This window comes from Microcoleus sp. BROC3 (genome assembly GCF_036702515.1).
Lineage (GTDB): Bacteria > Cyanobacteriota > Cyanobacteriia > Cyanobacteriales > Microcoleaceae > Microcoleus.
On sequence record NZ_JAUBTQ010000001.1, the window covers coordinates 142554 to 167404 of the forward strand.

The 24851-nt window shown below is 45.3% G+C and carries 15 protein-coding genes, 1 tRNA gene and 1 pseudogene; 8 read left to right on the forward strand and 9 right to left on the reverse strand.

What is annotated here, in order from left to right; all coding sequences use genetic code 11:
* Window positions 1–126: 126 nt before the first annotated feature.
* The 6 genes from tkt (at window position 127) to QUB30_RS00690 (ending at window position 9179) form a co-directional block, all read left to right on the forward strand.
* Entirely contained in the window at window positions 127–2142 is a 2016-nt protein-coding gene (tkt, locus tag QUB30_RS00665; RefSeq protein ID WP_333327598.1) for a transketolase, read from the forward strand.
* Window positions 2143–2479: 337 nt separating this feature from the next.
* Window positions 2480–5275: a PAS domain S-box protein gene (locus tag QUB30_RS00670; protein ID WP_333327601.1), complete on the forward strand. Its 2796-nt coding sequence runs from the start codon at window positions 2480–2482 to the stop codon at window positions 5273–5275.
* A 47-nt stretch (window positions 5276–5322) separates the two neighbouring features.
* Complete coding sequence (locus tag QUB30_RS00675; RefSeq protein WP_333327604.1) at window positions 5323–5769, forward strand: response regulator; 447 nt, start codon at window positions 5323–5325, stop codon at window positions 5767–5769.
* Between the two features lie 451 nt (window positions 5770–6220).
* Window positions 6221–6373, forward strand: coding sequence for a hypothetical protein (locus tag QUB30_RS00680; RefSeq protein ID WP_333327607.1), 153 nt, complete (start codon window positions 6221–6223; stop codon window positions 6371–6373).
* A gap of 67 nt (window positions 6374–6440) precedes the next feature.
* Window positions 6441–7967, forward strand: coding sequence for an ATP-binding protein (locus QUB30_RS00685; RefSeq protein WP_333327611.1), 1527 nt, complete (start codon window positions 6441–6443; stop codon window positions 7965–7967).
* A 123-nt stretch (window positions 7968–8090) separates the two neighbouring features.
* Window positions 8091–9179: a response regulator gene (locus tag QUB30_RS00690; protein ID WP_333327614.1), complete on the forward strand. Its 1089-nt coding sequence runs from the start codon at window positions 8091–8093 to the stop codon at window positions 9177–9179.
* A 230-nt stretch (window positions 9180–9409) separates the two neighbouring features.
* Here QUB30_RS00690 and QUB30_RS00695 read toward each other — a convergent pair whose 3' ends face one another.
* The 5 genes and pseudogenes from QUB30_RS00695 to QUB30_RS33735 form a co-directional block, all read right to left on the reverse strand.
* The gene (locus QUB30_RS00695; protein WP_333327617.1) at window positions 9410–12016 is read right to left on the reverse strand and encodes a PAS domain S-box protein; all 2607 of its coding nucleotides are present in this window, start codon (window positions 12014–12016) and stop codon (window positions 9410–9412) included.
* Window positions 12013–12408, reverse strand: a complete 396-nt coding sequence (locus QUB30_RS00700; RefSeq protein WP_333327620.1) for a response regulator — start codon at window positions 12406–12408, stop codon at window positions 12013–12015. Before QUB30_RS00700 ends, QUB30_RS00695 begins: the two co-directional genes overlap by 4 nt.
* A gap of 127 nt (window positions 12409–12535) precedes the next feature.
* Window positions 12536–13972 (reverse strand): response regulator, encoded by a 1437-nt coding sequence (locus tag QUB30_RS00705; RefSeq protein WP_333327623.1) that lies wholly within the window; start codon window positions 13970–13972, stop codon window positions 12536–12538.
* A pseudogene (locus tag QUB30_RS00710) lies at window positions 13965–16303 on the reverse strand (response regulator); the annotation flags it as partial. The gene QUB30_RS00705 and the pseudogene QUB30_RS00710, both read right to left, overlap by 8 nt.
* 131 nt (window positions 16304–16434) lie before the next feature.
* Window positions 16435–16818, reverse strand: a complete 384-nt coding sequence (locus QUB30_RS33735; protein ID WP_445300456.1) for a hypothetical protein — start codon at window positions 16816–16818, stop codon at window positions 16435–16437.
* 379 nt (window positions 16819–17197) lie between these two features.
* Between QUB30_RS33735 and QUB30_RS00715 the strand changes: the two genes are divergently transcribed.
* A tRNA-Arg gene (locus tag QUB30_RS00715) sits at window positions 17198–17270 on the forward strand.
* Between the two features lie 55 nt (window positions 17271–17325).
* Here the strand turns inward: QUB30_RS00715 and QUB30_RS00720 are convergent.
* The 4 genes from QUB30_RS00720 to QUB30_RS00735 form a co-directional block, all read right to left on the reverse strand.
* Window positions 17326–17880: a DUF3987 domain-containing protein gene (locus QUB30_RS00720; protein ID WP_333327626.1), complete on the reverse strand. Its 555-nt coding sequence runs from the start codon at window positions 17878–17880 to the stop codon at window positions 17326–17328.
* 158 nt (window positions 17881–18038) lie between these two features.
* The gene (gene kaiC / locus QUB30_RS00725) at window positions 18039–19601 is read right to left on the reverse strand and encodes a circadian clock protein KaiC (RefSeq protein WP_333327629.1); all 1563 of its coding nucleotides are present in this window, start codon (window positions 19599–19601) and stop codon (window positions 18039–18041) included.
* A gap of 144 nt (window positions 19602–19745) precedes the next feature.
* Entirely contained in the window at window positions 19746–20060 is a 315-nt protein-coding gene (gene kaiB / locus QUB30_RS00730; RefSeq protein ID WP_006632119.1) for a circadian clock protein KaiB, read from the reverse strand.
* Window positions 20061–20249: 189 nt separating this feature from the next.
* On the reverse strand, window positions 20250–21185 hold the full coding sequence (locus QUB30_RS00735) for a circadian clock protein KaiA (RefSeq protein ID WP_333327632.1): 936 nt from the start codon (window positions 21183–21185) through the stop codon (window positions 20250–20252).
* A 396-nt stretch (window positions 21186–21581) separates the two neighbouring features.
* On the opposite strand from QUB30_RS00735, the gene QUB30_RS00740 reads away from it, so the two are divergent.
* Window positions 21582–24812, forward strand: coding sequence for an ATP-binding protein (locus tag QUB30_RS00740; RefSeq protein ID WP_333327635.1), 3231 nt, complete (start codon window positions 21582–21584; stop codon window positions 24810–24812).
* The last annotated feature ends 39 nt before the right edge of the window (window positions 24813–24851 follow it).

Below are 24851 nucleotides of genomic sequence, written 5' to 3' on the forward strand. Positions count from 1 at the left end.
TAGTGCAGCCTCACGGCAGTTCCACAGAAACTGAACAGCAGAAACGCGAGCGATCGAACTCGGCTCACCGCACCTCTGTCAGAATCGACCACACACACTCTCTCTTAACGTATAAAAACCAGAATTATGGCTGTTGCAACCCAATCACTCGAAGAACTCTGCATCAACTCTATCCGCTTTTTGGCCATCGATGCGGTAGAAAAAGCAAAATCAGGACACCCGGGACTGCCGATGGGCGCTGCCCCTATGGCTTTCGTGCTGTGGGATCGGTTCATGCGGTTCAACCCCAAAAACCCCAAGTGGTTTAATCGCGATCGCTTCGTCCTCTCCGCCGGCCACGGCTGTATGCTGCAGTACGCCCTCCTGTACTTGACCGGCTACGATAGCGTCACCCTCGACGACATCAAGCAATTTCGCCAGTGGGAATCCAGAACCCCCGGACACCCCGAAAACTTCATGACCCAAGGCGTAGAAGTTACCACCGGCCCCCTCGGACAAGGAATTGCTAATGCCGTCGGTTTGGCAATGGCAGAAGCTCACCTCGCTGCTAAGTTTAACAAGCCCGACCACACAATTGTTGACCACTACACCTATGTCATCATGGGTGACGGCTGCCACATGGAAGGTGTTTCTGGCGAAGCTTGTTCTTTGGCCGGACACCTCGGACTCGGCAAATTAATAGCCTTGTACGATGACAATCACATTTCTATTGAAGGCGACACAAGCTTGGCCTTTACTGAAGATGTGGGCAAGCGTTTTGAAGCTTACAACTGGCACGTTATTACAGTAGACAATACCGCTCTAGACGAAGATACTAACCTAGAAGCAGTTCACAAAGCTATTGAAGAAGCCAAAAAAGTCACGGACAAACCGTCCATGATTAAAGTCCGTACCATCATTGGTTACGGTTCTCCCAACAAGCGCAATTCTTACAGTGCTCACGGTGCTGCTTTGGGTGGCGATGAAGTGAAAGCAACTCGCGATTTCTTGAAATGGGAACACGCACCGTTTGAGATTCCTGATGATGCTTTGTCACACTTCCGCAAAGCAGTCGATCGCGGTGCTCAAGCTGAGCAAGAATGGCAGAAAGCTTTTGATGCTTATAAAGCAGCCTATCCAGCAGAAGCTGCAGAATATGAGCGCAGCGTTGCCGGCAAACTTCCTCAAGGTTGGGATCAAGTTTTGCCGACATACAAGCCGGAAGATAAGGCAGATTCGACTCGGAATCATTCTGGAAAATGTTTGAATGCTTTGGCAGGTGTCCTACCTGAATTGATCGGCGGTTCCGCTGACTTGGCATCTTCTAACATGACTTTGCTCAAGGGTGAAAAAGACTTCCAAAAAGGTCAATACGAAGGACGTAACCTGCGGTTTGGTGTGCGGGAACACGGCATGGGTGCGATCGCCAACGGTATGGTACTGCACGGCGGTTTAATTCCTTACTGCGCTACTTTCTTGGTATTTGCTGACTATATGCGGGGAGCAATTCGCCTCTCTGCACTCTCGGAAGCTGGAGTTATTTATGTAATGACTCACGACTCCGTAGCCTTGGGCGAAGACGGCCCCACTCACCAACCCGTGGAAACCATCGCTTCTCTGCGAGTAATTCCCGATTTGTTGGTAATGCGCCCTGCGGATGGTAATGAAACATCCGGCGCTTACAAAGTGGCAGTTGAAAGCCGCACTCGCCCAACTTTAATGGCTTTGTCGCGCCAAAACTTGCCTAACTTGGCTGGAAGCTCGATCGAAGGAACAGCCAAAGGCGCTTACATTTTGTCCGACGACGGCGGCACTCCTGACATCATTTTAATCGGCACCGGCGGCGAAACCTACCTCTGCGTTGATGCGGCTGAAAAATTGCGCGCCGCAGGTAATAAAGTGCGCGTAGTTTCGATGCCTTGCTGGGAATTGTTCGACTTACAAGATGCCGCTTACCGCGAATCTGTACTGCCGAAAGCTGTTACTAAACGGTTGGCCGTTGAAGCAGGTTCTAGCTTCGGCTGGGGACGTTATTTGGGTTCTGAAGGCGATAGCCTCAGTATTGACAGATTCGGCGCTTCTGCACCGGGCCCCGTTGCTTTAGAAAAGTTTGGCTACACCGTTGATAATGTGGTAGCTAAGGCTCAGGCGCTGTTGGGTTAATAGCAGCAGCATAAATTTTGGTGGGGCGGGCTTCGAGCTCGCCCCATTTTTAATACGATTATACAAGTTTAAAAAAGAATGCAACTGTAGACAAGCTCCAAATCCATACATAATCAGTCATTCCCAATTATTTAATCTAAAACCTAAAATCTAAAATGCTATTAGTCATAGACGCACGCTGTCTGAGGAAACCCGGTTTTGCCAACGAGGCATCTACGAAGAAACCAGGTTTGTAGCCCCCCGTGCGTCCAGCACTGTATATTTCAGAAATTTGAGATAAGTTATAAGTTATTGGGTTAAATTTCCCATTACCCCTTCCCCATTCCCAATTCTATTTATGATTTGGAACTTTTTAAATAAGCTGTTATTCACCGGGCATTATATTCCTCACGGCCACTGTTACCTTTGGCAGCGAGAGCTAGTCGCGCTCCACATAGTGTCAGACTCTATAATTGCCCTGGCTTACTATTCAATACCGCTATCGCTAATTTATATTATCACTCAGGGAAAAGACTTGCCCTTTCGCAACATCTTTTGGCTGTTCGCAGCCTTTATTATCTCCTGTGGCACTACTCATATAATGGAAGTTTGGACGCTGTGGCATCCTGTTTATTGGGTTTCTGGCAGTCTGAAAATTATTACCGCCGCGATTTCTGCTTACACAGCTTTTTCATTAATTTCTTTAGTTCCCCAAGCATTAACTCTCGTCACTCCAACTCAATTAGAGATGCTCGCTCGAATACTGCAAAAAGAAATCATTGAACGCCGAAAAACAGAAGCTCGCTATCAAACTTTAACTGAAGCTTCGCCGGTAGGAATATTTTATGCAGACGCTTTAGGAGACTGCTTGTATGTCAACGAGCGCTGGTGTCAAATTTCGGGAATAGCCTGCGATCGAGCTTTGGGCAAAGGGTGGTTGCAAGCCATTCATCCAGAGGACCGCCAGCGGGTTTTTGCTGACTGGTATAGCGCGGCGCAGGAGAAATTGCCGTTTAAATGTGAGTACCGCTTTCAAGGCATCAATCACGCTAAAATCAGTTGGGTATTCGGTCAAGCTGTCGCTATAATCGGAGAAAAGGGGGAGGTTCAAAGTTATGTTGGTACTATTACTGATATTACAGAACGCAAGCAGGTAGAAGAGGAAAATCGACTGCTCCATGAAACTCTGGAACATCGAGTTGCTGAGCGCATTGCTCAAATCGAAATTTCTCGCCACTCATTGCCACAAGAAATAGCCTACCGACAAAGAATTGCGATAACTTTGTTGGAATTGACGCAACTGCAAAATGCAATTCTTAACAGCGCTCACTACACAATTATTTCTACAGATCCCGACGGTACAATTAAAATATTTAATCGGGCAGCACAGCGACTTTTAGGCTATTCCCCCGAAGAAGTGGTGGAGAAAGTCACGCTAGCAATAATTCACGATCCTGTGGAGATCGGTAAAAGATCTGAAATTCTTTCTCAAGAATTGGGAGTAAAAATAGAGCCTGGAATAGAAGTTTTTTTTGCTTTGCCACGCCGGGGAATAGCTGACGAAAATGAATGGACTTACATTCGCAAAGACGGTTCGCGGTTTCCGGTGCAATTGTCCGTGACTGTCTTATTCGATACTGAAGGAAATATCACTGGTTTTTTGGCTATCGGTCAGGATATTAGCGATCGCAAACAAGCTGAAAAAGAGCTGCGCGACCTCACAGCAGCCATGCAAAATGCGATGGAAGGCATTTCGCGGCTAGATATTGAGGGACGCTACGTGAATGTTAACCGAGCTTACGCTCATAGATGCGGTTACGAACCAGAAGAAATGCTCGGCATGAAATGGCAGCTCACCGTACATCCGGGCGATGTTGAGATGATGCTCTCAGCTTATCAGGAAATGGTAATTTCTGGCAAAGTAGAAGTTGAAGCTAGAGGCGTCCGGAAAAATGGCTCGTTTTTTTACAAGCAATTAACGATGGTAAAAGCTTGGGACGCACAAGGGATATTTAACGGTCACCACTGTTTTATGAAAGATATCACCGAGCGCAAACTAACGGAAAGAGCGTTGCAGGAAAGCGAATTTAAGTACAGACAAATAGTTGAATTAGCAGAAGAAGGTATTTGGGTAATTGACAGCAATTCCCTCACGACTTACGTGAACCACGCAATGGCGCGAATGCTCGGCTATAGTGAATTAGAAATGTTCGGGCGGTCGCTTTTTGATTTCATGGACGAACAGGAAAAACCACAAGCTATTGATAATGTCGAGCGGCGCAAGCAAGGTATTGGTGAACAACACGAATTTAAATTCAAAAGCAAGGACGGCAAAGATATTTGGACTGATATGTCTACCAGTCCAGTCATGGACTCCCAGGGTAATCTGCTGTCTTGTTGCGCCTTGGTTTACAACATTACAAGCCGCAAAGAAGCAGAGCAGCAAATGCTGCAACTTACAGAAGATTTGAAGCGTTCCAATGAGGAATTAGAACAATTTGCTTATGTGGCTTCCCACGATTTGCAAGAACCGCTCCGAGCCGTTACCAGTTACACTCAATTGCTGGCCCAGCGCTATCAAGGAAATTTGGACGCTCGCGCAGATAAATATATTAATTATATTGTCGATGGTGCCACCAGAATGCAACAGTTAATTAACGATTTGTTGGCGTATTCGCGCCTGGGAACGAGGGGCCACGAGTTTGAGGAAGCGGACTGCTACGCTGCTGTCGAGAAAAGTTTGTGCAATTTGCAAATTGCGATCGCCGAAAGAAAAGCTGCAATCACCTGCGACGCGATGCCAACCGTGATGGCAGATGAATCTCAACTGGTGCAATTATTCCAAAATTTGATCGGCAACGGCATCAAATTTTGCCGCCAAGATATCCCATTCATTCATATCGCTGCTGGCAGGCAAGAGAGCGAATGGCTGTTCAGCGTCCGCGATAACGGCATTGGCATCGATCCGCAGTATGCCGATCGCATTTTTATCATTTTTCAGCGCCTGCACTCCCGCCGCGAATATTCCGGTACTGGCATAGGTTTGGCGATGTGCAAGCGAATTGTTGAACGCCACGGCGGTCGCATCTGGGTGGAATCTCAGGAGGGAAAAGGAGCGACTTTTTACTTCACTATTCCTATAATTAATACCTGAAGCCTCAAAGTTCAATTTTTTTTTATAATCAAAAGGATACCCCGGTTATGAGCGATCGAAGCACTGTCAGACCCATAGAGATTCTGCTGATTGAGGATTCTCCCAGCGATGCCGATTTAGCAATAGAAGTCCTCAGTCAGGGTAAAATATTGAATAACTTGCATTTTGTAGAGGATGGAGTCGAAGCAATCAAGTTTTTGCGCAGAAAAGAACCCTATCTCAGCGTACCCCGTCCCGATTTGATTTTGCTGGATTTGCACCTGCCGAAAAAAAGCGGTGTTGAAGTGCTAGAAGAAATTAAAAATGACCAGAAGTTAAAATTAATTCCTGTAGTGATTCTCAGCACTTCAGCAGCTCCAGAAGATATTTTTAAGTCCTACTCGCTCCACGCCAACTGTTACATAACCAAGCCGGTTGACTTAGTACAATTTACTAAAGTAGTCAGGTTAATTGAAGAATTCTGGCTCGCAGTCGTCAAACTTCCTCTAAATTAAACGAACAGATATTTTGCTTGTGATTGCTCTAAAACTTTTTCAACTTATTGAGATTCGGCTGGTGGAGGATTCGCGCAGCGATGCGGACTGGGCTTTAGAAAAGCTGGCGGAAAGCAAATTTTTTAACAAGACAAGAGTGGAATATCGGGTGTCATATCGGTGCCGGTTGCATCGGAATAATACCGAGGACACGGCAGTGCAAGAGTGTCCCTACCCCGATCAATTGTAGGGACACTCTTGCACTGCCGTGTCCTGAATGTGGGTAATATTAATTCCGATGCAACCGGAGTTGATATCAGCAATGAATTTATTGAAGCAATAAGTCTTCTATGTTGGCGTCCCCCGTCCCGATTTAATTCTGCGTGACTTGAATTTGTCTAAAAAAAGCGGTTGGGAAATGTTGGCAGAAATTAACTCACCCCCCAAGTAAAAAATGATTGCGGTGGTAATTATGACAACCTCAGCAGTCGATCGAGAGATGCTGAAGTTTTATGCCGTGTCAGGCCGGTGCTACATCACTAAGCGTATTGATTTTAGTAAAATTGCTAAGTTGGTGATATGGATTGAGGATTGGTGGCTGGCGGTGGTGACAGTTCCCCAATAATAACTTTCAAGTTAAAAATGGTCAGGGAAAGCAAAAAAGTTTAACCTGAGATTGGTAGAGTGAAAATTTGAAAGTCAAAAATGTCAAAGTTATGTGGATTAAGATTCTGTTAGTAGAAGACAATCCGGCTGATGCTGATTTGCTTGCAGAACTGTTAGAAGTATCTGTGGGAGTCCAGTGGGAATTGGTGTCTGTTGAGTTTCTGCATGAGGCGATCGCACAATTGTGCAAACAACCCTTTGATGTAGTTTTGCTCGACCTTTCTTTGCCGGACAGCCGCGGTTTGGAAACTCTAACTCGCCTGCGAGAAGTTGCCCCGGATACGGCAATGGTGGTAATGACGGGCTTGGATGATGAGGCGATCGCACTTGAATCAGTTCGCTTGGGAGCTCAAGATTACATTGTTAAAGGTCAAATTACTACTCAATTATTAGTGCGGACGATCCGCTACGCGATCGAACGCTCTCAAACATTTCAAATGCTGAGGGAAAGCGAGCGGCGCTTTCGGGCGATTTTTGACTCTTCGTTTCAGCTAACAAAACTGCTGACTCCCGAAGGAATCGTGCTGGAAGTGAACGAGACAGCCCTTGATTTTGCCGGATTGCGATCGGAAGATATTGTGGGCCGCCCGATTTGGGAAATAGCGATTTGGGCCCAGTCGCTACAGGTTTCCGAACAATTACAATCCGCGACCGGCAAAGCAAGTCAGGGCGAGTTTTTCCGCAGCGAACTCGACTTGTTAGGCAAAAGCGGGCAAATTGTGACAGTTGATTTCTCACTGAAACCTGTTAAAAATGAGACAGGGCAAGTTTTGCTGCTGATTGCTGAAGCCCGTGACATTAGCGATCGCAAACGAGCCGAAGCGGAAATTCTCAAAGCCCTCGCACGAGAAAAGGAACTTTCAGAACTGCGAGCTAAATTTGTCACAATGGTTTCTCACGAGTTCCGCACCCCCTTGACAACCATCCAATTTTCGGCGGGATTGCTGCAAGATTACAGTTCTCAGTGGCCCCAAGATAAAAAATCTACTCATTTTGTGCGGATTCAATTAGCAATTAAACGCATGACAGAGTTACTAGAAGATATCCTCGTAATTGGCAAAATCGAAGCAAATACCTTGCATTTTCAACCGGTTTCCTTAAACCTAGAAAAATTTTGCCGTCAACTAATAGAAGAGCAGCAGCTAAACGACAGCAACCAACACCAGATCGCTTTTCAACATGAAGGCGGCAACTGCGACGCTCAAATGGATGAAAAACTGCTGCAGCAAATGTTGGGAAACGTCCTCTCCAATGCCCTAAAATATTCTCCCGCCGCCAGTACAGTTTCCTTGCACCTCAAATGTCAAAACAAAGAAGCTGTTTTCCAAGTTCAAGACCGGGGTATCGGTATTCCTCAAGCCGATATAGAGCGGATATTAGAAACTTTTTACCGAGCTACCAATGTCGGCACTATTTCGGGAACCGGTCTCGGTTTAGCAATTGTCAAAAGGGCTGTGGAGCTTCACGGCGGCCAACTCGCGATCGACAGTCAAGAAGGAAGGGGCACAACTTTCACTATTACCTTGCCTTTAATTTGCGAACCCCGTCAATAACAACTGAATTATCAACTATATATATCCGCAGCTTAACGCTCAATTAAGCCTCTCAAACACAAAATTATCAAGTGTATGAACCAGAAAATTTTAACAAACTACTAACTGCAAGGAGGTGTCACCGTGGCTAAGATTTTGGTAATAGAAGACGAAGAATCGATTAGAGAAAATATTTTAGATTTGCTGGAAGCCGAAAATTTTGAAGCAACGGGAGCGATTAACGGCAAAGTCGGCATCAAATTGGCGATCGAACAAATCCCGGATTTAATTTTGTGCGACATGATGATGCCGGAAGTGGACGGTCACGGCGTTCTCAAAGCTTTACGATCCGAACCCCTAACTGCCACAATTCCGTTTATTTTCCTCACAGCTAAAGCCGACAAAATTGACGTTCGCACGGGAATGGAACTGGGAGCAGACGATTACATTACTAAACCTTGTACGCCGCAAGAATTGCTAAAAGCCATTGCGATTCGACTTGAAAAACAAAAAACAATTAGCAGGCAATCTCAAAAAACGCTAGACGAATTGCGCACTAATATTAGTATGTCGCTCCCCCACGAATTGCGGACTCCTTTGAATGCTATTCTGGGTTTTTCTGAGCTAATATTGTCAGAATATCAGGTTTTCGAGGAATCAGACATCTTAGAGATGATCGGTCAAATTCAAGATTCCGGTCATCGCTTGTATCGACTGATTCAGAACTTTTTGCTGTATGCAGAACTGGAGATAGCAGCGACAAATCCCGAACTGCTCGAGGAGATGCGCAACAGCCAATTTAGCTGCGTAAAATCTTTGCTGACTGAAAAAGCGCGGCAGCAAGCAAAACACGCGAATAGAACAGACGATTTACACTTAAACTTGCAAGATGCCTCCGTGGCTATTGATTCTGTCAGACTCACAAAAATTGTTGAGGAACTGCTGGACAATGCCTTCAAATTTTCTTTAGAAGGAACACCAGTTTTATTAAGCACTTTGGTGGAAAATCAGACTTTTATTCTGTCTGTCAAAGACCAAGGCCGCGGCATGACTGCCGATCAGATTGGACAGCTAGAAGCTTACAGGCAGTTCGATCGCAAACTTTACCAACAAGCAGGTTTGGGATTGGGCCTGGCTATTGTTCAACGCCTTGTAGAATTGCACGGAGGAGAATTTAAAATAGAAAGTTTGCCGGAGCAAGAAACCATAGTTTGCGTTTCTCTGCCTGTCTAAACAATGATTAGACCAGTGACCAAAAACAATGCAACTTTAGGCAAATTCCAAAGCGAGCATCTCATGTTTGTAAAAAAACTTCTTCTGGCTCCTTCCTTCTTCCTCTTTCCTTCTGCCTCCTGCCTCAAAACTCCAATTTCTAGCTGGGCTGCAAAAGTGAAATGCTCCCAACTCCAAACCCTTCTGGAATAAGTCATTCCCACTTCTCAAATCTCAACTCTAAAATGATATTATGCAGAAGCGATCGCTCTTTTCAGACACCGCTGCATATAAATTTGAGCTACCTTATCCTGAGGGTTGATTTCCAAGCAGGCCGAAAACAATCTTATAGCTTCGCCACAGTTGTCACTATTGTAGAGTACCAAAGCTTGCTCAAAGATTGTCTTTGTCTCTAACTTTTTCTGTCGTAATTCTGGCGGATCGGCCGCAAATACTTCATAAACTGTTACCATTCGCGATTTGCCTTTAACTGTTACGCGATCGATCAACCTCAAATCATAAATATCGTTTAACTGTATAAAAGTATTGTGAGTAATTAACATCGAAACTTCATACTCTTTCGTCAAAGTTTCCACGCGGGAGGCTAAGTTTACCGCATCGCTAATCACCGTGCTGTCCATCCGACTTTGGCCGCCAACCGTGCCTAACATCAAACAACCCGTATTGATCCCTATGCCAATTTGCAGCGGCGGGCGATCGGGTCGATTGCGAGTAAGATTATACTCGTTAAGCTGTTCTAGCATAGCAATTCCCGCTTTCACAGCATCGTCCGTACTGCCATTAAACAGTGCCATAATCGCATCGCCAATGTATTTATCAATAAAACCAAAATTGTCAGTAATTGCCGGTTCCATCCGCGACAAATAACCATTAATAAATTTAAAATTTTCTTCGGGATTCATCGTTTCAGAAAGAGCCGTGAAATCGCGAATATCTGAAAACAGCACCGACATTTCTTTCTGTACCTGATCGCCTAATTTGACTTCCAGAATACTTTCATATCCCAGAAAGTGGAGAAACTCGTGCGGCACAAACCGCCCGTAAGCATCTGTTAATTTTTCTTCGGCTGCTAAAGCTTTTTCCAACTCGTCTGTGAATAGACGGCGCTCGGTTTCTACCTCTTGACGTTCTGTGATGTCTTGAAAAGCGGCGATCGCGTAAACGATGTTTTTCCGTTCGTCGTAGATTGGAGTCGCCCAAACCTCGATCGGCACAATCCGATCCGACCCACGAATTTCTAGATCGTCCATACGCACAAATTCTCCCCGCAACGCCCGAACAATCGGTTGGCTATCCCTCGGGTACAATTGATTAGTTCCAGCGTCGTAAAAATGATAAGCTTCAGGAAATGGGTCAGTATTCCCATCAAAAATTAAACCTTGGGCTAGTATCCTTTCGCCCCAAGAATTCATGTAAAAAGGTTTACCATTACCATCCACAACAAATATTCCCACCGGCATCGCTTCCAGGAATTGAGTCAATCGGCTTTCGTTTTCTGACAGGGCCTCATTTAACGTTTCTTCTGCTGCTAAAGCTTTTTCTAAATCATTAGTAAACCTGATTCGTTCCACTTCCACCTGTCTTTGCAAACTAATATCCTTAGCAAAACCCTGATAGTAAAGAACTTCACCGTTAGCATCATAAACTGTGCGCGCATACTCAGAAATCCAGATAATGCTGCCATCTCGACAGTAAACCTGAGACTCAAACTCACACAGAGTACCGTGCTGTTTCATCAGCGCCAGAAACTCTTGACGGCGGTTCGGTTCTAGGTATAATTGCTGCTGAATATCATTAAAACTTTCTATCAATTCTGATGCGGAATCGTAGCCGAAAATTTCCGCAAGAGCAGGATTTGCACTGATAAAATGTCCGTCCGGCGTCGTCTGAAAAATACCTTCTAGAGCATTTTCAAATATCCCGCGATACTTCTCTTCAGCTTGAATTAGCGCAGCTTCAGCTTCCTTTCGTTCAGTTATGTCACTAAAAGCAATAATCCCATAGGAAATATCGCCTGTAGAATCATAAATTGGAGTGGCCCAACTCTCTACAGGAATAATCTTATTAGCTGTACGAATTTCTACACCTTCAGTCCGCACATTTTCGCCCCGAAGCGCCCGCATAATTGGCAATTCTTCCACGGGGCATCTTTGATTAGTTCCGGCTTTATAGAATTGATAAATTGCTGCTTTCTGCTCCGAATTAATATGCGGCACAGTGCCTTTGCCAAATACCTCCCGCGCCTTCTGATTTGCGTAAAAAGATTGACCGTTCGCATCAAGCACGCACACCCCTAACGGTATAGCTTCCAGGTATTGCGTCAACCGACTTTCGTTTTCGTGGAGTTGGGCAATCAGCATTGCTTGCTTGCGATTTAATTTTGCCAGCTCCTGATTCATCTCCTGAAGTTCTCTTTGTTTTTCAGCTAGTTGTTGATCTTGAAAATATCTGTATATTGCCTCAGTAACAGTTAATGTTAAGTCATCACCTTGCCAGGGCTTAGGTATGTATCGGTACAATTTAGCATAGTTAATAGCATTGGCTACCGCCTCCAAATCAGCCTGCCCCGTCAGCATGATCTTGAGAGTATTCGGCGAGATGGTATGAACGTTTCTTAATAGTTCATCTCCTTTCATATTAGGCATGATATGATCCGAAATAACCACAGGAACTTCATACTGTTCTGCTAAAAGTTCTGACAGCAGCTCTAAAGCTTCTTCGCCGCTTTGGGCCGTTTCAATTAAATATTTATCTTCAAAGGTTTTTAGTAGGTCGATTTCCAGACTATCGAGTATAGTCTGCTCATCATCGACACAAATAATGACTGGTTTTTTCATAAATTTGCTAGACCAGACTTGATCGCTTCAATTAATTCTTGAGTGTGCCAAGGTTTGGGTATTAAAGCATGAAGATTTGCTTGGACTTTTGTTCGTTCGATTGCTTGTTTGTCTGCTTGCCCCGTCAGCATCACTGTCACAATTTTCGGATATTTTTGATGAATTTTAATCAGCAATTCATCTCCTTTCATTCCGGGCATCAACCAATCAGAGACAATCACTAAAATATTAACCTCTGCGTCACATAGCTCTTCAATAATCTCTAGGGCTTCGGCAGCACTTTCAGCAAATTCCCAAAGATATGTACCGTTAAATGCCTGTTGCAGTTCAATTTCCAGACTTTCCAACACCCCTACTTCATCGTCAACACACAAAATTGCTGGTTTAGACATCGCTAGTTTCCTTCTTTAGTGTGGCAGGATGAACCCCTATGGGTAAGCACACCGTTTTCCAAATTCTACATTCTGCGGGGTTAGACTGCAAATTTTTAGCCCCCGACTTCACTCTGCGGCGCTTTACCTACTCAATTAAATTAATCGGCAAAGACACTGTAAATGCAGTTTTACCGGGCACAGACTCCACATCAACTTTACCCTGATGTTTGTCAATTATTTTTTTCACAATATCCAATCCCAATCCGCTGCCTTCTCCCGCAGGTTTGGTAGTAAAAAACGGCTCAAAAATTTTCGGAACAATCTCCGGTTGAATCCCCTTACCGCTATCAGTAATTTTTACCTGGACGCTGGTATCTTGCTGTACCGCGTCAATTGTTAAAGTTCCTTGATTGTCCATCGCTTGTAAGGCATTGTGAATTAAATTTGTCCAAACTTGATTGAGTTCGTCCGGATAACACAGTACCGCCGGCAATTGAGCTTGATAGTTTCTGACGACTTCCACACCCTGCTTGATCTGGTTCTGATAAATAGTTAATACAGTTTCAATTCCATCGGTAATATTAACCTGTATTTTTTCCCCCTTTACATCGTAACGCGCATAATTTTTTAGTGCAAATACGACTTTTGCGGCCCGTTCAGTAGCGGTAGCGATGGTTCGGGCGCTTCTGTGAATGCTAGCAAAGTCGTAGGCCGTTTTTATAATATTTTCGCTGTCAGGGTCTTTGAGCAACGGCAAGAATTCTTGCAGATTTTCCTGCAATCCGATATTGACTAAAATGCTAGCAAGGCTGTCAGCATTGTCAATCCCTTCCGACTCTAGTTGCTGCTTCACGCCTTTTTTAAATACCCGTTTTTCTCGGGTAGATAAAGAGTAATTTTGTTGACTAGAACTGTACATCAAACGCAAGAAATCTTGCTGGCGTTCGGCTGACAGTTCTTTAAAAAAAACTGGCAAACTTTCGAGATTTTTATCCAAAAAGCTGGTAATATTTCCAATAGACGATCGAATCGCCCCCAATGGCGTATTAATTTCGTGAGCAATGCCCGCAATCAGTTGCCCTAATGCCGCCATTTTTTCTGATTGCACTAATTGATTTTGAGTAGCTTGCAGTTGGTCTAAAGTAACTGTAAGTTCATTGTTTTTATGTTGGAGTTTTTTTCGCAACTGGCACATTGCTAAATGGGTTTCTACCCTCACTAGAACCTCTTCCACCTGAAAGGGCTTGGTAATATAATCTACCCCGCCCACAGCAAAGGCTTTGACCTTATCAAGTACGTCATTAATCGCGCTAATAAAAATCACCGGGATGTCGCAAGTTCGTTCATCAGCTTTGATCTTTTCGCAAACTTCATACCCATTCATTTCGGGCATCATAATATCCAGTAAAATCAAATCGGGAGGCATACCTTTTGCCGCCGAAAGCGCTAACTCGCCGCTAGGTACGGGGCGGACTTTATAGCCCTTCCTGTTCAAAATTCCGGCTAGCAGCCGCAAATTAGCTGGGGTGTCGTCAACTACTAAAATATTACCGCGATCGGTGCTAGGAAGGTCGTTATTCATGTGATATTGTTTGAGGTATTAACTTTAAAACTTTCTCGTACTCAAAATTTTCTATACGAGTTGCGATCGCACCAGCCGTTACTGCATCCTTTAATCGAATTTGCTCGATCGAGCTATCAATTACATCCATATCTGCATTTAGGATCGCCAGGTTTAAATCTGCTACCAGCGACTCAGGCAATTTCACGAAATCAGCCGCCGTCATTGCGCGATCGCCCTCTTTGATTGGCAATAGATTAGCTTCACCCGGATCTTCATAAATATAGCGCACTCCGATATGTTTGTGCAAAGCATCAAAAATATCCGCTTCCCGGAAAGGTTTCCGCATAAAAGCATCGCAGCCCGCAGACAAGATAACTGCCCTTTCTTCCTCCAAAACGCTCGCAGTCAGCGCAATAATTGCAGTAGCTTGACCTTTAACAGTGCTTTTAATGTATTGCGTCGCTTCGTACCCGTCCATCACGGGCATTCTCATGTCCATCCAAATTAAATGCGGTTCCCAACTGTCCCAAATCTCAATAGCTTCTTGACCGTTAGTAGCTTCTTTCAGTTCAAAACCTAGAGGATTGAAAAGTTTAATTAGCAGTTGGCGATTTAGCGGTTTGTCGTCTACTATCAAAATTCGATAGGTGTGTTGGTTGGGTGCCAGGGCAATAACACTCCGGGTCGGTTTTCGGATTTCAAGATCGACCGCATCAACCGCAATACTTGAATGTCAAACTTAAAATTAGTTCCTTTGCCAACAGCAGAACAAACGCTCATTTCGCCGCCCATTAATTCCACAAATTTGCGGCTGATGGGCAATCCCAAGCCTGTACCTTCTTGCGAATCTTTGCCTGTCTTGGTTTGGACGAAAGGTTCAAAAATATCGTCTAATTCATTGGTAGCAATACCGGGGCCAGTGTCTTCGACTTCAAAATGGAGGAAGAAGCAAGATGGAGAAGCTGTCTCGTCATTTCTTGTTTCAAAAATCTCGTTTTTAGATTTACTTAATTGCGATATTTCCCGATTATTAATGGCGGAACCTTCTGGATTAGTTAATTGTTGTGATAGATAAAATGTTGCCCCTTCTGCCTGCTGATTTATGCCTGATAACTGCTTGCTAAGTCTAACCGAAAGACCGCCATGTTCGGTAAACTTCTTAAGAGCGTTATTGAGCAGATTAATTAAAATTTATCGCAACTTTAATTCGTCAGTTTGTACTGATTGTGGCACGTCTGGACTGCGGGAAAAAACTAACTGCAAGTGCTTGTCATCTGCTTTGAGTTGAAACATATCTTCCAAGTCGTTTAGCAGGCGATAGATGTCGATTGTTTGGGGATTAAGGGTGGTCCGCCCCGATTCAATTTTAGATAAATCGAGCACGTTATTAATCAGGGTGAGCAGGTGTTCTCCGCTGCTGCTAATTATGCTAATATTTTCTTGATGTTCTGGCGATAGAGTTTGGCTGCGAGTCATCAGTTGGGAAAAGCCGAGAATTGCATTGAGAGGCGATCGCAATTCGTGGCTCATGTTAGCAAGAAAGGTACTTTTAGCTTGATTCGCTACTTCCGCTTGGTCTTTAGCTACAGCCAATTCTGCCGTCCGCTCTTGCACTCGCTGTTCTAAAGTTTCAAAAGATCGTTGCAGTTGTTGAGCCATGCTGTTAAATGACTTGGCTAATTCCCCCAATTCATCCGAGCGTTCGCTTTCTACTGTTTTGTCCAATTCACCTTTAGCAATATTTTTGGCTGCTGTATTTAAGCTCAAAATAGGATTTGTCACCCACCGAGAAGTCAGAATGCCGATCGCCACAGCTACTCCTAAAGCTGCGAAACAAAGCAAAACCGCTGTGCGGGTATTGGCATCGATTTCTTTGGTGAAATCTGCTTCGGGAACAACTACGACAATCAGCCAGTCTAAACCTTTGCCGTCTTGGAACGGCAAGACTTTTAAAAATTGTCGCTTGTCATCTATTTCAAAGCTCAATAACTCGGATTTTTTAATTTGGTCTAATTTTTTAAAATTTGCAGTCAAATATTTAGCTGTCGCTTGAGTTAAAGGGTTGCTGCTTTCTTCTACTTTAAACAATTGTCTTTCATTACCTTTAGTGCGAAACGGTTTTTCTGTTGTGGAAGTTCCTAACAAAGTCCCCTGGCGATCTATAATAAATGTTTGACCGGATTTGCCCACTTTGAGACTGTTGAGAAATCTTCCAATATGGTCGAGACGCAAGGCAGCAAATAAGACTCCTTCTAGCTGATTTTTTTCGCTGTATACTGGTTGGATAGCGCTGATAAGTAATGTCGGTTCTAGTAAGGAAACAAAAACCGAACTCCAAGTAGGTTTTCCGATTTTTACGGCTTTTTTGTACGCAGGATGTTGCCGAGTATCATAGTTTTTAACAAGGGTGATAAATGTAGTGCGATCGCCTCGCTCGTTCGTATTGTAAGAATTAAAATTTAACCCAGTAGATTTTTATATCACATCATGCGGGAGCCGTTAGACAGTTGTTGACCGGCTCTATAATCTCCCTTATTGTTGCCAACCGAGGTAAAATTGATATATGGATATAATTTTACTGGCCGCCAAAGATATTTCTCCCAAGCTGATAAGTTTTCCATCTTTAACAAGCCGAGCTTGACAGCATCCAGCTTGGTTTGATTGATTTGATGGGGAGTTGTCAGGTAAACTTGCAGGTTTGGCTCGACACGCAAACTCACCTCGCTCATTAACTGAGTGGCAAGGTTATTAACTGCTTTTTGTCCGTTTCTAAATGACAGATATCCTACGAGTCCCACGGCTCCCACGATTTGCAGTACAAATGGAACTATGAGAACAGTTCGCAGCGGTAATTTGTCTAACATTTTAGAAACCATAAGATTGAGAGGTTTGGTGAACTTAGCCTAGAACCGTCCTTGCAGAGCCAGTCTTAACAGCAGCGCCATTTACTGCCGACTAGCTAGAGGGAATTCATGGGGGCCATATTAGCCGTGGTAGATGCTCAACCCCGATCGAATGTGAACCTAATTTTTTGTATATTAAAGGCTGTTATTTTACCCCTTTGTCGTATTATTTTGATAATTTAGGTAGAATTTTTAGTCCCTGGCTTCGAGAACTACCTCATAAACGCGATCGCGCGGGCGAGTTCAACCCCGGTAGGCCAAGCGATTTGGAGGCCGGCCAGGAAATTTGCGATCGGCACTCGCCATTTTCCGGAAGACGTGTTATACTCTGAAAAGTTGAGGGCACGTAGCTCAGTGGATAGAGCATCAGGTTCCGGTCCTGAGGGTCGGGGGTTCAAATCCCTCCGTGCTCATTTTCTATATCTTTTGTGGAGTAAGGGTTTCAGGTTAATTTTATTGCCGGTAGTCCTATTTTCCGCTCAAATTTCGCTCCCATCTGTTCCAAGTATCTCCAAAACCAGCTCCATGTCTGCCAAGTTTGCCCCGGACTTTTTGCGCCGCGCTTTCAACATTCCTGGGGTTTTCGTCGGAATCAAACTTTTTCGCTTTTTCCTGTTTTCCCATAGTTTTCCAAGCTTCCTTTAACCGCTCAAGCCGAATAAAAGCCTCTGCCATCCGCTCGTGCTCAGCATCTTGCATTTCCTGCAACGGCTTAAGCAAAATCCCTTGCGTCCCGCTGTCGGTACTGGGGTGGCAGATGTCGGCCGTGAAGAAAATCGGATATTTAATATGGGAATCCTCAACTGAGTAGCCTTTGTTGAGTTCAATCCCAATTCGGCCGCCCAAAACTGTACCCATAACTGGCAGCAAAGTTTGTAGACTCCGCACTGGATCTACCCGATCGCTCTGAGCCTTAGAAAGTAGTGCCGCTGCCAGTGCTTCTGGAAAGATCCAGCGCAAATCAATCGGAGTTTTTTCGCTCCGGCATACCATTTTTGTGTTTAATGAGATACGCTTGGGCATGGGAATCGATCGGATTGCAGCTCACTTCCTTAATAACCGCTATAACAGTCACAAAATTACTAACTGGGAAAAATTCCGTGTTTTTTTATGCAAAAAAATCAAAAATTTGGGTTGAGCAGATCCACCCAACCTACTTTTAATCAAGAATCACGGCTAACTCAAATATCTTCATCCTCTTCACCTTGCACCCCCTGGAGAATCCGCGATAGCTCATTCTTCTCATTAACCGTAATCCGAGTGGGAGAACCGCTGATAATCCGTTCGTAACCGCGGAACGAATCTTTAATTTGCGGCCCTCTTTCAGTAATCGTATATTCCCGAATTCCTTTGTCGTGCCACGAACCGCGCATCTTAAACACATTAATTGCCCGCGACATTTCTCCTCGAATCTCTACATATTGAAGCATGATAATAGTGTCAGTAATCGTAGAAATATGCGAGTCCGTAATCGAATGAGAACCCATAAACTGGTCGCTTGTATTCGTGAAAAAGCCGGTTATTTCTTCCTGTTTCGCAAAACCCGTTACTCCGATCACAAATTGCCTGAAAGCATTATTGCTGACACCCCTAGCTAAAGCCGACAGCGAGTCTATTGCAATTCGAGAAGGTTTGAACTCAGCAATTTCTGATTTAATAGTCTGCAAGTGGTCTTCCAAACCCGCAGATTCCGGGTAAGTACACAGCAGCTTCAGCATTCCTTTCTGTTCCATTTCCTCAAAATCAATGCCCCAAGAATAAGCATTGCGGAACAACTGAGCTCGCGACTCTTCATAGGCAAACAGCAGCGCCCGATTGCCGTTCATACAAGCATTCTGCAAGAACTTGCTTACCAACAGCGTTTTGCCGGTTCCCGTCGCACCCGTAGCCAAAATAATCGAATCTTTAAAGAAACCGCCCCCGCACATCTCGTCGAGAGTTTTATCGCCGGAAGAAACCCGCACGTTAGAAGACTTTTGAGTTAATCGCATCGCCCCCAAGGGGAAAATATTAATTCCATCATTAGTCATAGTAAAAGGATATTCGCCCTTCATGTGAGTTGTACCCCGCAACTTCAAAATTTCCATGGTGCGGCGGCGGCGTTCGCCTTCCAAAACGTTGCGAACAATCACTACATTATCCGACACAAACTCTTCCACCCCAAACCGCGCCACCGGGCCGTATTCTTCGAGCCGTTCGGTAGTCATAACTGTAGTTGCTCCTACTTGTTTGAGGCGCGCAACTAAGCGAAAAATTTCTCGGCGTACTACCGATGCAGCGTCGTACTGCTGAAATACGGCCGTCACGGAATCTATAGAAACGCGCTTGGCTTTGTACTTGCGAATTGCGTACTGAATCCGCTCGATTAAGGCAGATAAATCAAAATTTCCCACGATGTCCTGACCTTCGGGATCGGGGGAAGCGTCCAAAATAAATAGCTTGCCTTCCTCGATTAACTGTGCCAAATCCCAACCGAAACTGCAAGCATTTTTAATAATATCTGTTGGAGATTCTTCAAAAGTTACGAGCACTCCAGGTTCGTCAAAATGGGTGATTCCGTTATAGATAAATTGTACTGCAAATAAAGTTTTTCCCGTTCCTGAGGTGCCGCTGACGAGCGTGGTTCTGCCGATTGGCATTCCGCCGTGACTGATGTCGTCGAAACCCTCAATCATCGTGCGAATTTTTTGAACTCCTGCCGTTACCAATTTTTCTGGTTGCACCGTTTGACTAATTTCATTCATGTCGATTTTTGTCAACTCTCAGTATTCTTTAGTTGTCACTCATTAACCGCAGCTCATGAGTCTTTGTACCCAGCTTTTAGTTTGGACTCTTGCTCAATAACTCATGACTGCTGACTGCTGACTAATGACTGTCATCTGATTATCTTATGAATTCAGGTCTTCTTCGCGAAGTTCTTCATAGAGCAAGTCTAATCCTATCAGAACTTTCTCGCGATCGGACAAATCGCCAATAATTTTTCGCACCGGCGGCGGCAGGATTTTGGCCAGCGTCGGGGTTGCCAATATTTTGTCCTCTTCTGCTAGCTGAGGATTTTTGAGAACGTCTATGACTTTCAGTGCGTAGACTCCTTGAAATTCTTGTTCTAGGATGTCCTTTAGGGTTTTCAAAGCTCGCACTGAGTTGGGAGTATTTCCCGCAACGTACAGCTTCAGAACGTAGGTTTTCTTGAGAGGACTCATGAACTTGTTTAAAGATTGAGTATTAGTTGTCAGATGTTAGTTGTAGTTGTTATTTGTCTTAAATCCGCTGTTCTTTGTTATTTTATAATAATTTCAGCCTCGCGATGCCTCTGCCGAATGTCTTCTCCTTTCTTCTTTGTTAAATTTTATCTTCTACCTTCTTTTTTCTTAAATTCTGCAGAATCGCTTCTACCTTTTACCTTGAGATGCCTCTTTCGGAATCGATCGCCTGTACATCTCGCACATATGAGCGATTACGTCAATTAGAGTCAAGCGGTAATCGAGCAATATTTCCTCGCTGCGCCCTTCTAATTTTAGCTGTTTGGCGAACTCGTCCATCAATTCCATGTGAATTTCCACAATTTGAGTCACAGGCACATCAGCAAAAAAAGCCAAATTCACAAATTCATCTATTTGATTGTTGACCGCAGGATCTTGAGAAAAATAATTCAAAACGATTTCGCGATAACTGGACTTCAGTTGCTCCAAAAACTTTTGCTTCTCTGGCCCTGACAGATTTCGCAAAAAAATCTGGGAATTTCTTTTATAATACACACCTAAGTATCCTAATCGTTCCCGTAATTTTTCCGCAAGTCGGCGCTGTTGTCGGCTTAGCAAACTTTGAGCAGTCAATTGGGTCGTCGCATCGACCATTGCCGATGGGTCATCGACAGGAACCGGAGTTGAAAGTTTCAGAAATTGTGCGATCGCCCGATCGATAGCCGCAGCTATTTCGCTCGATCGAGCGATTGTCAGTTGCACCTCAGCAGGGTGGTAAAAAAAAGCACAGCTTTGCTCTCTTCTCTTCTGGGCGGTACTAGCTCCAGCCTCAAAACCATCTGAATGCGGTGCAACTGACTTTCCATCCTCCCCCGGGTGGGGCGAAAAAATCACCGCAGGCAAAAAGAGCGATCGTTCTTGCAGCTTGCTCAGAAGCGCTCGCAGATCCCCATTGTCCTCAAAAACCAAACAATCAAGGTGGTAATTTTGCTTCAGGAATCCCAAAAATTCCACCGCCGACTTAATGTGCGTTAAAGCATAGCGTTCGCCCTTCAAAAGCTCGATCGCAGACCCTGCGATATCATCAGAGCGGACAAAAATACCAATAGAAAGTTGCGGAAGCAAAGCTGTAGGTGAACCACCTAAGTTGCCCGAAAGTGCTGGATCGCTCAGAGTTGATATCTCCTTTACAAAAAACTTAACATTTTCACAATCATCTCAACATTTATTTTAACCAATCTTAACCGCAAAAGAGGCGATAACCTTGTAACACAGCAATAATCAAACTGTACTTCTTTGTTTTTGTGTCAAGCACCCTGAGCGTGATTTCTGCAATTAAGCTTAAGCCTTAGAATAATTGCTAGTCGCCTCAAATCAGGTGCAGGCATCGAACTCGCAGGTCTCGGTGCAGATTCCGGGCTATTGAGCCAACTGATATAAAACAAATAAGATATAAAAATTCGCAGCTACATTGGGTATCAAAAATATTACTGCTATAGATAGCAGACTCTCAGGTTTGTTATGTCAACCACCAGCCCCAGTCTCAAAAATTTTATCGAGCCAGTGCCACTGTGCCGAGCAACGGCGGCGCTAGAATCGCTGCGCTCAATTTTCAACCAGGGCAACTGCGATCGAGTCGCCATAGTCAACGAACAGCTACAGCCCCTGGGATTAGTTTACCTCCGCAGCCTTTGGGCCCGCGCGGCCGATAGAACAAACGACGGGCACGAACCTTGGTCAGAAAGCCCGATCGCGATCGAAGCAATCAGGTCAGTACCCGCCGCTCTGAGCGTCAGCGAATTCTGGCAGTACCTGCAAACAGAGGAACTGAACACCCCAGCCCGGCCAAACAACCAAACCGCCTGCTGCTCCTCAAACAGCCCGATCGCCCTCACAGATCCCAGCGGTAAATTTTTAGGAATGCTAGACAGCCTGAGCCTGCTGCAATTCGCCGCACTCAACAGCAGCTCGATCGGCAGCCTCACAGAGCAGCCAACAGCACTCAAAGAAATCGAATTAAGGCAGGTTTCAGCAGCCATCTCCAGCGCCCTAAACGCTCAAGTGCGCTTTCTAGAAGCAGGATTGAAACCCTCGGAAAACCTGAACTCCCTAGTCCAACTCCTAGAAAAACTGCCCCTGCCCCTGAGATTGCAAACCCCTACCGCACAAATAGTCAGCCAAAACGCAGCGTGGCGGGTTTTGCTGGGAGCAGGCCCAGAACCAGTTCCAGAACCAGCAGCAAATTTGGGCAAACACTCGCCCCACAAACCCAGCCATTTAACAAGCGAATACAAGAGCGTGCAGTTAGAGGCCATCACCAAAGAATGCAGGAGCCTAGTAGGAGCAAGTAGATCGGGCGATCGCGATTCAACAGCAGCCACCAGTTGCCCGCTGCCCTTGTACGCCGCCGCCTCCCCCTCAACCTTAACCGCTCCGGCTTGGTGCCCCACTGCCGGCAAACCAGATACCTACATTTGCGACTGCCCCGTACAAAAAGGCCAAGAACGGATCTGGCAATTTGTCAAACAACCGCTCTCAGAGCAGCTAATTTTAGTAATGGGACAAGATGTCACCGAAGAACATTTAGTCGCCAAAGAACTAGCAGCGAAAAACGCAGATTTAATCCACCTCAACCGACTCAAAGACGAATTTTTATCCTGCATCAGCCACGAACTAAAAACCCCGCTCACCGCCGTCCTAGGTTTGTCCAGCCTCCTCAAAGATAAATTGATCGGAGAACTCAACGACCGCCAAACACGCTACGCCAAACTAATCCATAAAAGCGGGCGGCACTTGATGACAATAGTTAACGACATTTTAGACTTGACCCGGATGGAAACCGGGCAGCTAGAACTAATTCCCGAAGCAGTCGAAATAGCATCAACCTGCCAAAGAGCCTTTGAACAAGCAAAACAACTGCAACAGCAAGAAGAAAAAAACCCTTCCACCCCGAGCAAAACGGACGGTACAGCAAACGCAGAACCCTCCGCCCAAATAGAATTTACACTCGAAATAGAACCGGGACTGAGCCAATTAATTGCCGACGAACTGCGGCTGCGGCAAATGCTGGTTAACCTCCTTTCCAATGCCCTAAAATTCACCGAACTAGGCGGCAAAATCGGATTAAAAGTAAATGTTTGGGAAGGCTGGATCGCATTCACAGTTTGGGACACTGGCATCGGCATCCCCGCCGACAAACAGCATCTGATCTTTCAGAAATTCCAACAGCTAGAAAGCCCCCTCACCCGCCGCTTTCAAGGAACCGGACTGGGACTGGTACTGACTCAACGCCTAGCTCGGCTCCACGGCGGCGACGTTTCGTTTATTTCCTCAGAAAATCAAGGCTCTCAATTTACCCTGCTGCTGCCGCCAAATCCTCCGGGAAACAGCGAAGAAGTCCCGGCATCTGGAGCCGCCGAGGAAGAATTATTAAAACCCCAATATCAGACTCCGATCGCCAATTCTCGCTCTCGTTTAGTATTAATAGTCGAAGCAGTTCCTAAATATATCGAAGACTTAACCAACGTCATCTCAGGTTTGGGCTACCAAGTAATAGTCGCCCGTTCCGGCACCGAAGCCCTGGAAAAAGCCCGCAGGTTTAGTCCCGAAGCGATTTTCCTCAACCCGCTGCTGCCGCTGCTGTCCGGTTGGGACGTGCTGACGCTGCTCAAGAGCGACCCGGATACCCGATCGATTCCGGCGATCGTCACGGCCACCAGAGGCGAAAAAGAACGGGCCAGTGTCAACCGAGCCGAAGGCTTTTTGAGCTTGCCGGTGGAAGAACCCGCTTTGCGGCGGCTGCTGGCAGACTCGATCGGCCACAGTAATGCCAGTAGCGCCAAAGTGAGGAGTTCTTTAACCGTGTTGTGGCTCAGCCCGCAAAACAGTTCCTCTCAAGGTTCCGCTTTACTCCTCAACCCCAACTACTGCCGCGTTTTAGAAGCAGACGACCTCGGCCAAGCAGAACTCGTGGCCCGAATTTGGCGGCCCGACGCGATCGTCTTGGACGGTACGAGTCAACTGCAAAACCCCTTAGCTTTTATCGAACAGTTAAGTCGGTCTCGAAATTTGGGTTCTCTCCCCTTGGTGACTTTAGACCCTCCAACTACGCAACTGGCAAATCAAGTCAAAGGATTGTCCGTATTTCCCTGTTTAGCCACTAGCAGTCCCGACGACGGTGAAACTTCACCTACCGGGTTGGTGCCAAGTGCTTTGTGGCAAGTAATTCAAGTTGCTGCGGGGATGAGTTGGAAGCCCAGCATTTTATTTGCCGACATTTCGACTTTACCCGATTTGCACTCCTCTTCTGGGGGGAACCCGACGGAAGAATTGGAACATTGCGATCGATCGACAAATGCCGAGATTCCCCTCCCCAATTCCCAGTTTTCTACTCCCAACTTTCAAGCTTTGATCCAGTACATCCACACCGCAGGATTTCGAGGCTCGATCGCTGCCTGCTGGACAGAAGTTTTGCAGCAGTTGCAATATCAAAGCGTTGACTTAGTTTTGCTGTGTTTGCGAGATGCACCCTCAGAATCCCCCGCTATGCTGCAGGCCCTGTCGAACTTGCGGCAAATGGCAGTAAAACTGCCAATTTTAGTCTGGGATTATCGGTCTGCTGTAAATTCGGAATCCGAGGCGATCGACTTTCTGCTGCAAGAAGTATCTGCTAAAATTTTGCCTTCTTCCTTGTCGGCAGCACAATTGTTAGACAAAATTCAACAGGCTTTATTAACTGACTCAAGTTCCTGAAAATGAATAATTTACCAGGTTGGCAGTGAGGAATTAACT

Excerpts from the sequence above, each read along its gene's own strand:
- tkt (WP_333327598.1), top strand. The coding sequence starts at position 127 with ATGGCTGTTGCAACCCAATCACTCGAAGAACTCTGCATCAACTCTATC.
- QUB30_RS00670 (WP_333327601.1), top strand. The coding sequence starts at position 2,480 with ATGATTTGGAACTTTTTAAATAAGCTGTTATTCACCGGGCATTATATT.
- QUB30_RS00675 (WP_333327604.1), top strand. The coding sequence starts at position 5,323 with ATGAGCGATCGAAGCACTGTCAGACCCATAGAGATTCTGCTGATTGAG.
- QUB30_RS00680 (WP_333327607.1), top strand. The coding sequence starts at position 6,221 with ATGACAACCTCAGCAGTCGATCGAGAGATGCTGAAGTTTTATGCCGTG.
- QUB30_RS00695 (WP_333327617.1), bottom strand. The coding sequence starts at position 12,016 with ATGAAAAAACCAGTCATTATTTGTGTCGATGATGAGCAGACTATACTC.
- QUB30_RS00700 (WP_333327620.1), bottom strand. The coding sequence starts at position 12,408 with ATGTCTAAACCAGCAATTTTGTGTGTTGACGATGAAGTAGGGGTGTTG.
- QUB30_RS00705 (WP_333327623.1), bottom strand. The coding sequence starts at position 13,972 with ATGAATAACGACCTTCCTAGCACCGATCGCGGTAATATTTTAGTAGTT.
- QUB30_RS33735 (WP_445300456.1), bottom strand. The coding sequence starts at position 16,818 with ATGTTAGACAAATTACCGCTGCGAACTGTTCTCATAGTTCCATTTGTA.
- QUB30_RS00720 (WP_333327626.1), bottom strand. The coding sequence starts at position 17,880 with ATGCCCAAGCGTATCTCATTAAACACAAAAATGGTATGCCGGAGCGAA.
- kaiC (WP_333327629.1), bottom strand. The coding sequence starts at position 19,601 with ATGAATGAAATTAGTCAAACGGTGCAACCAGAAAAATTGGTAACGGCA.
- kaiB (WP_006632119.1), bottom strand. The coding sequence starts at position 20,060 with ATGAGTCCTCTCAAGAAAACCTACGTTCTGAAGCTGTACGTTGCGGGA.
- QUB30_RS00740 (WP_333327635.1), top strand. The coding sequence starts at position 21,582 with ATGTCAACCACCAGCCCCAGTCTCAAAAATTTTATCGAGCCAGTGCCA.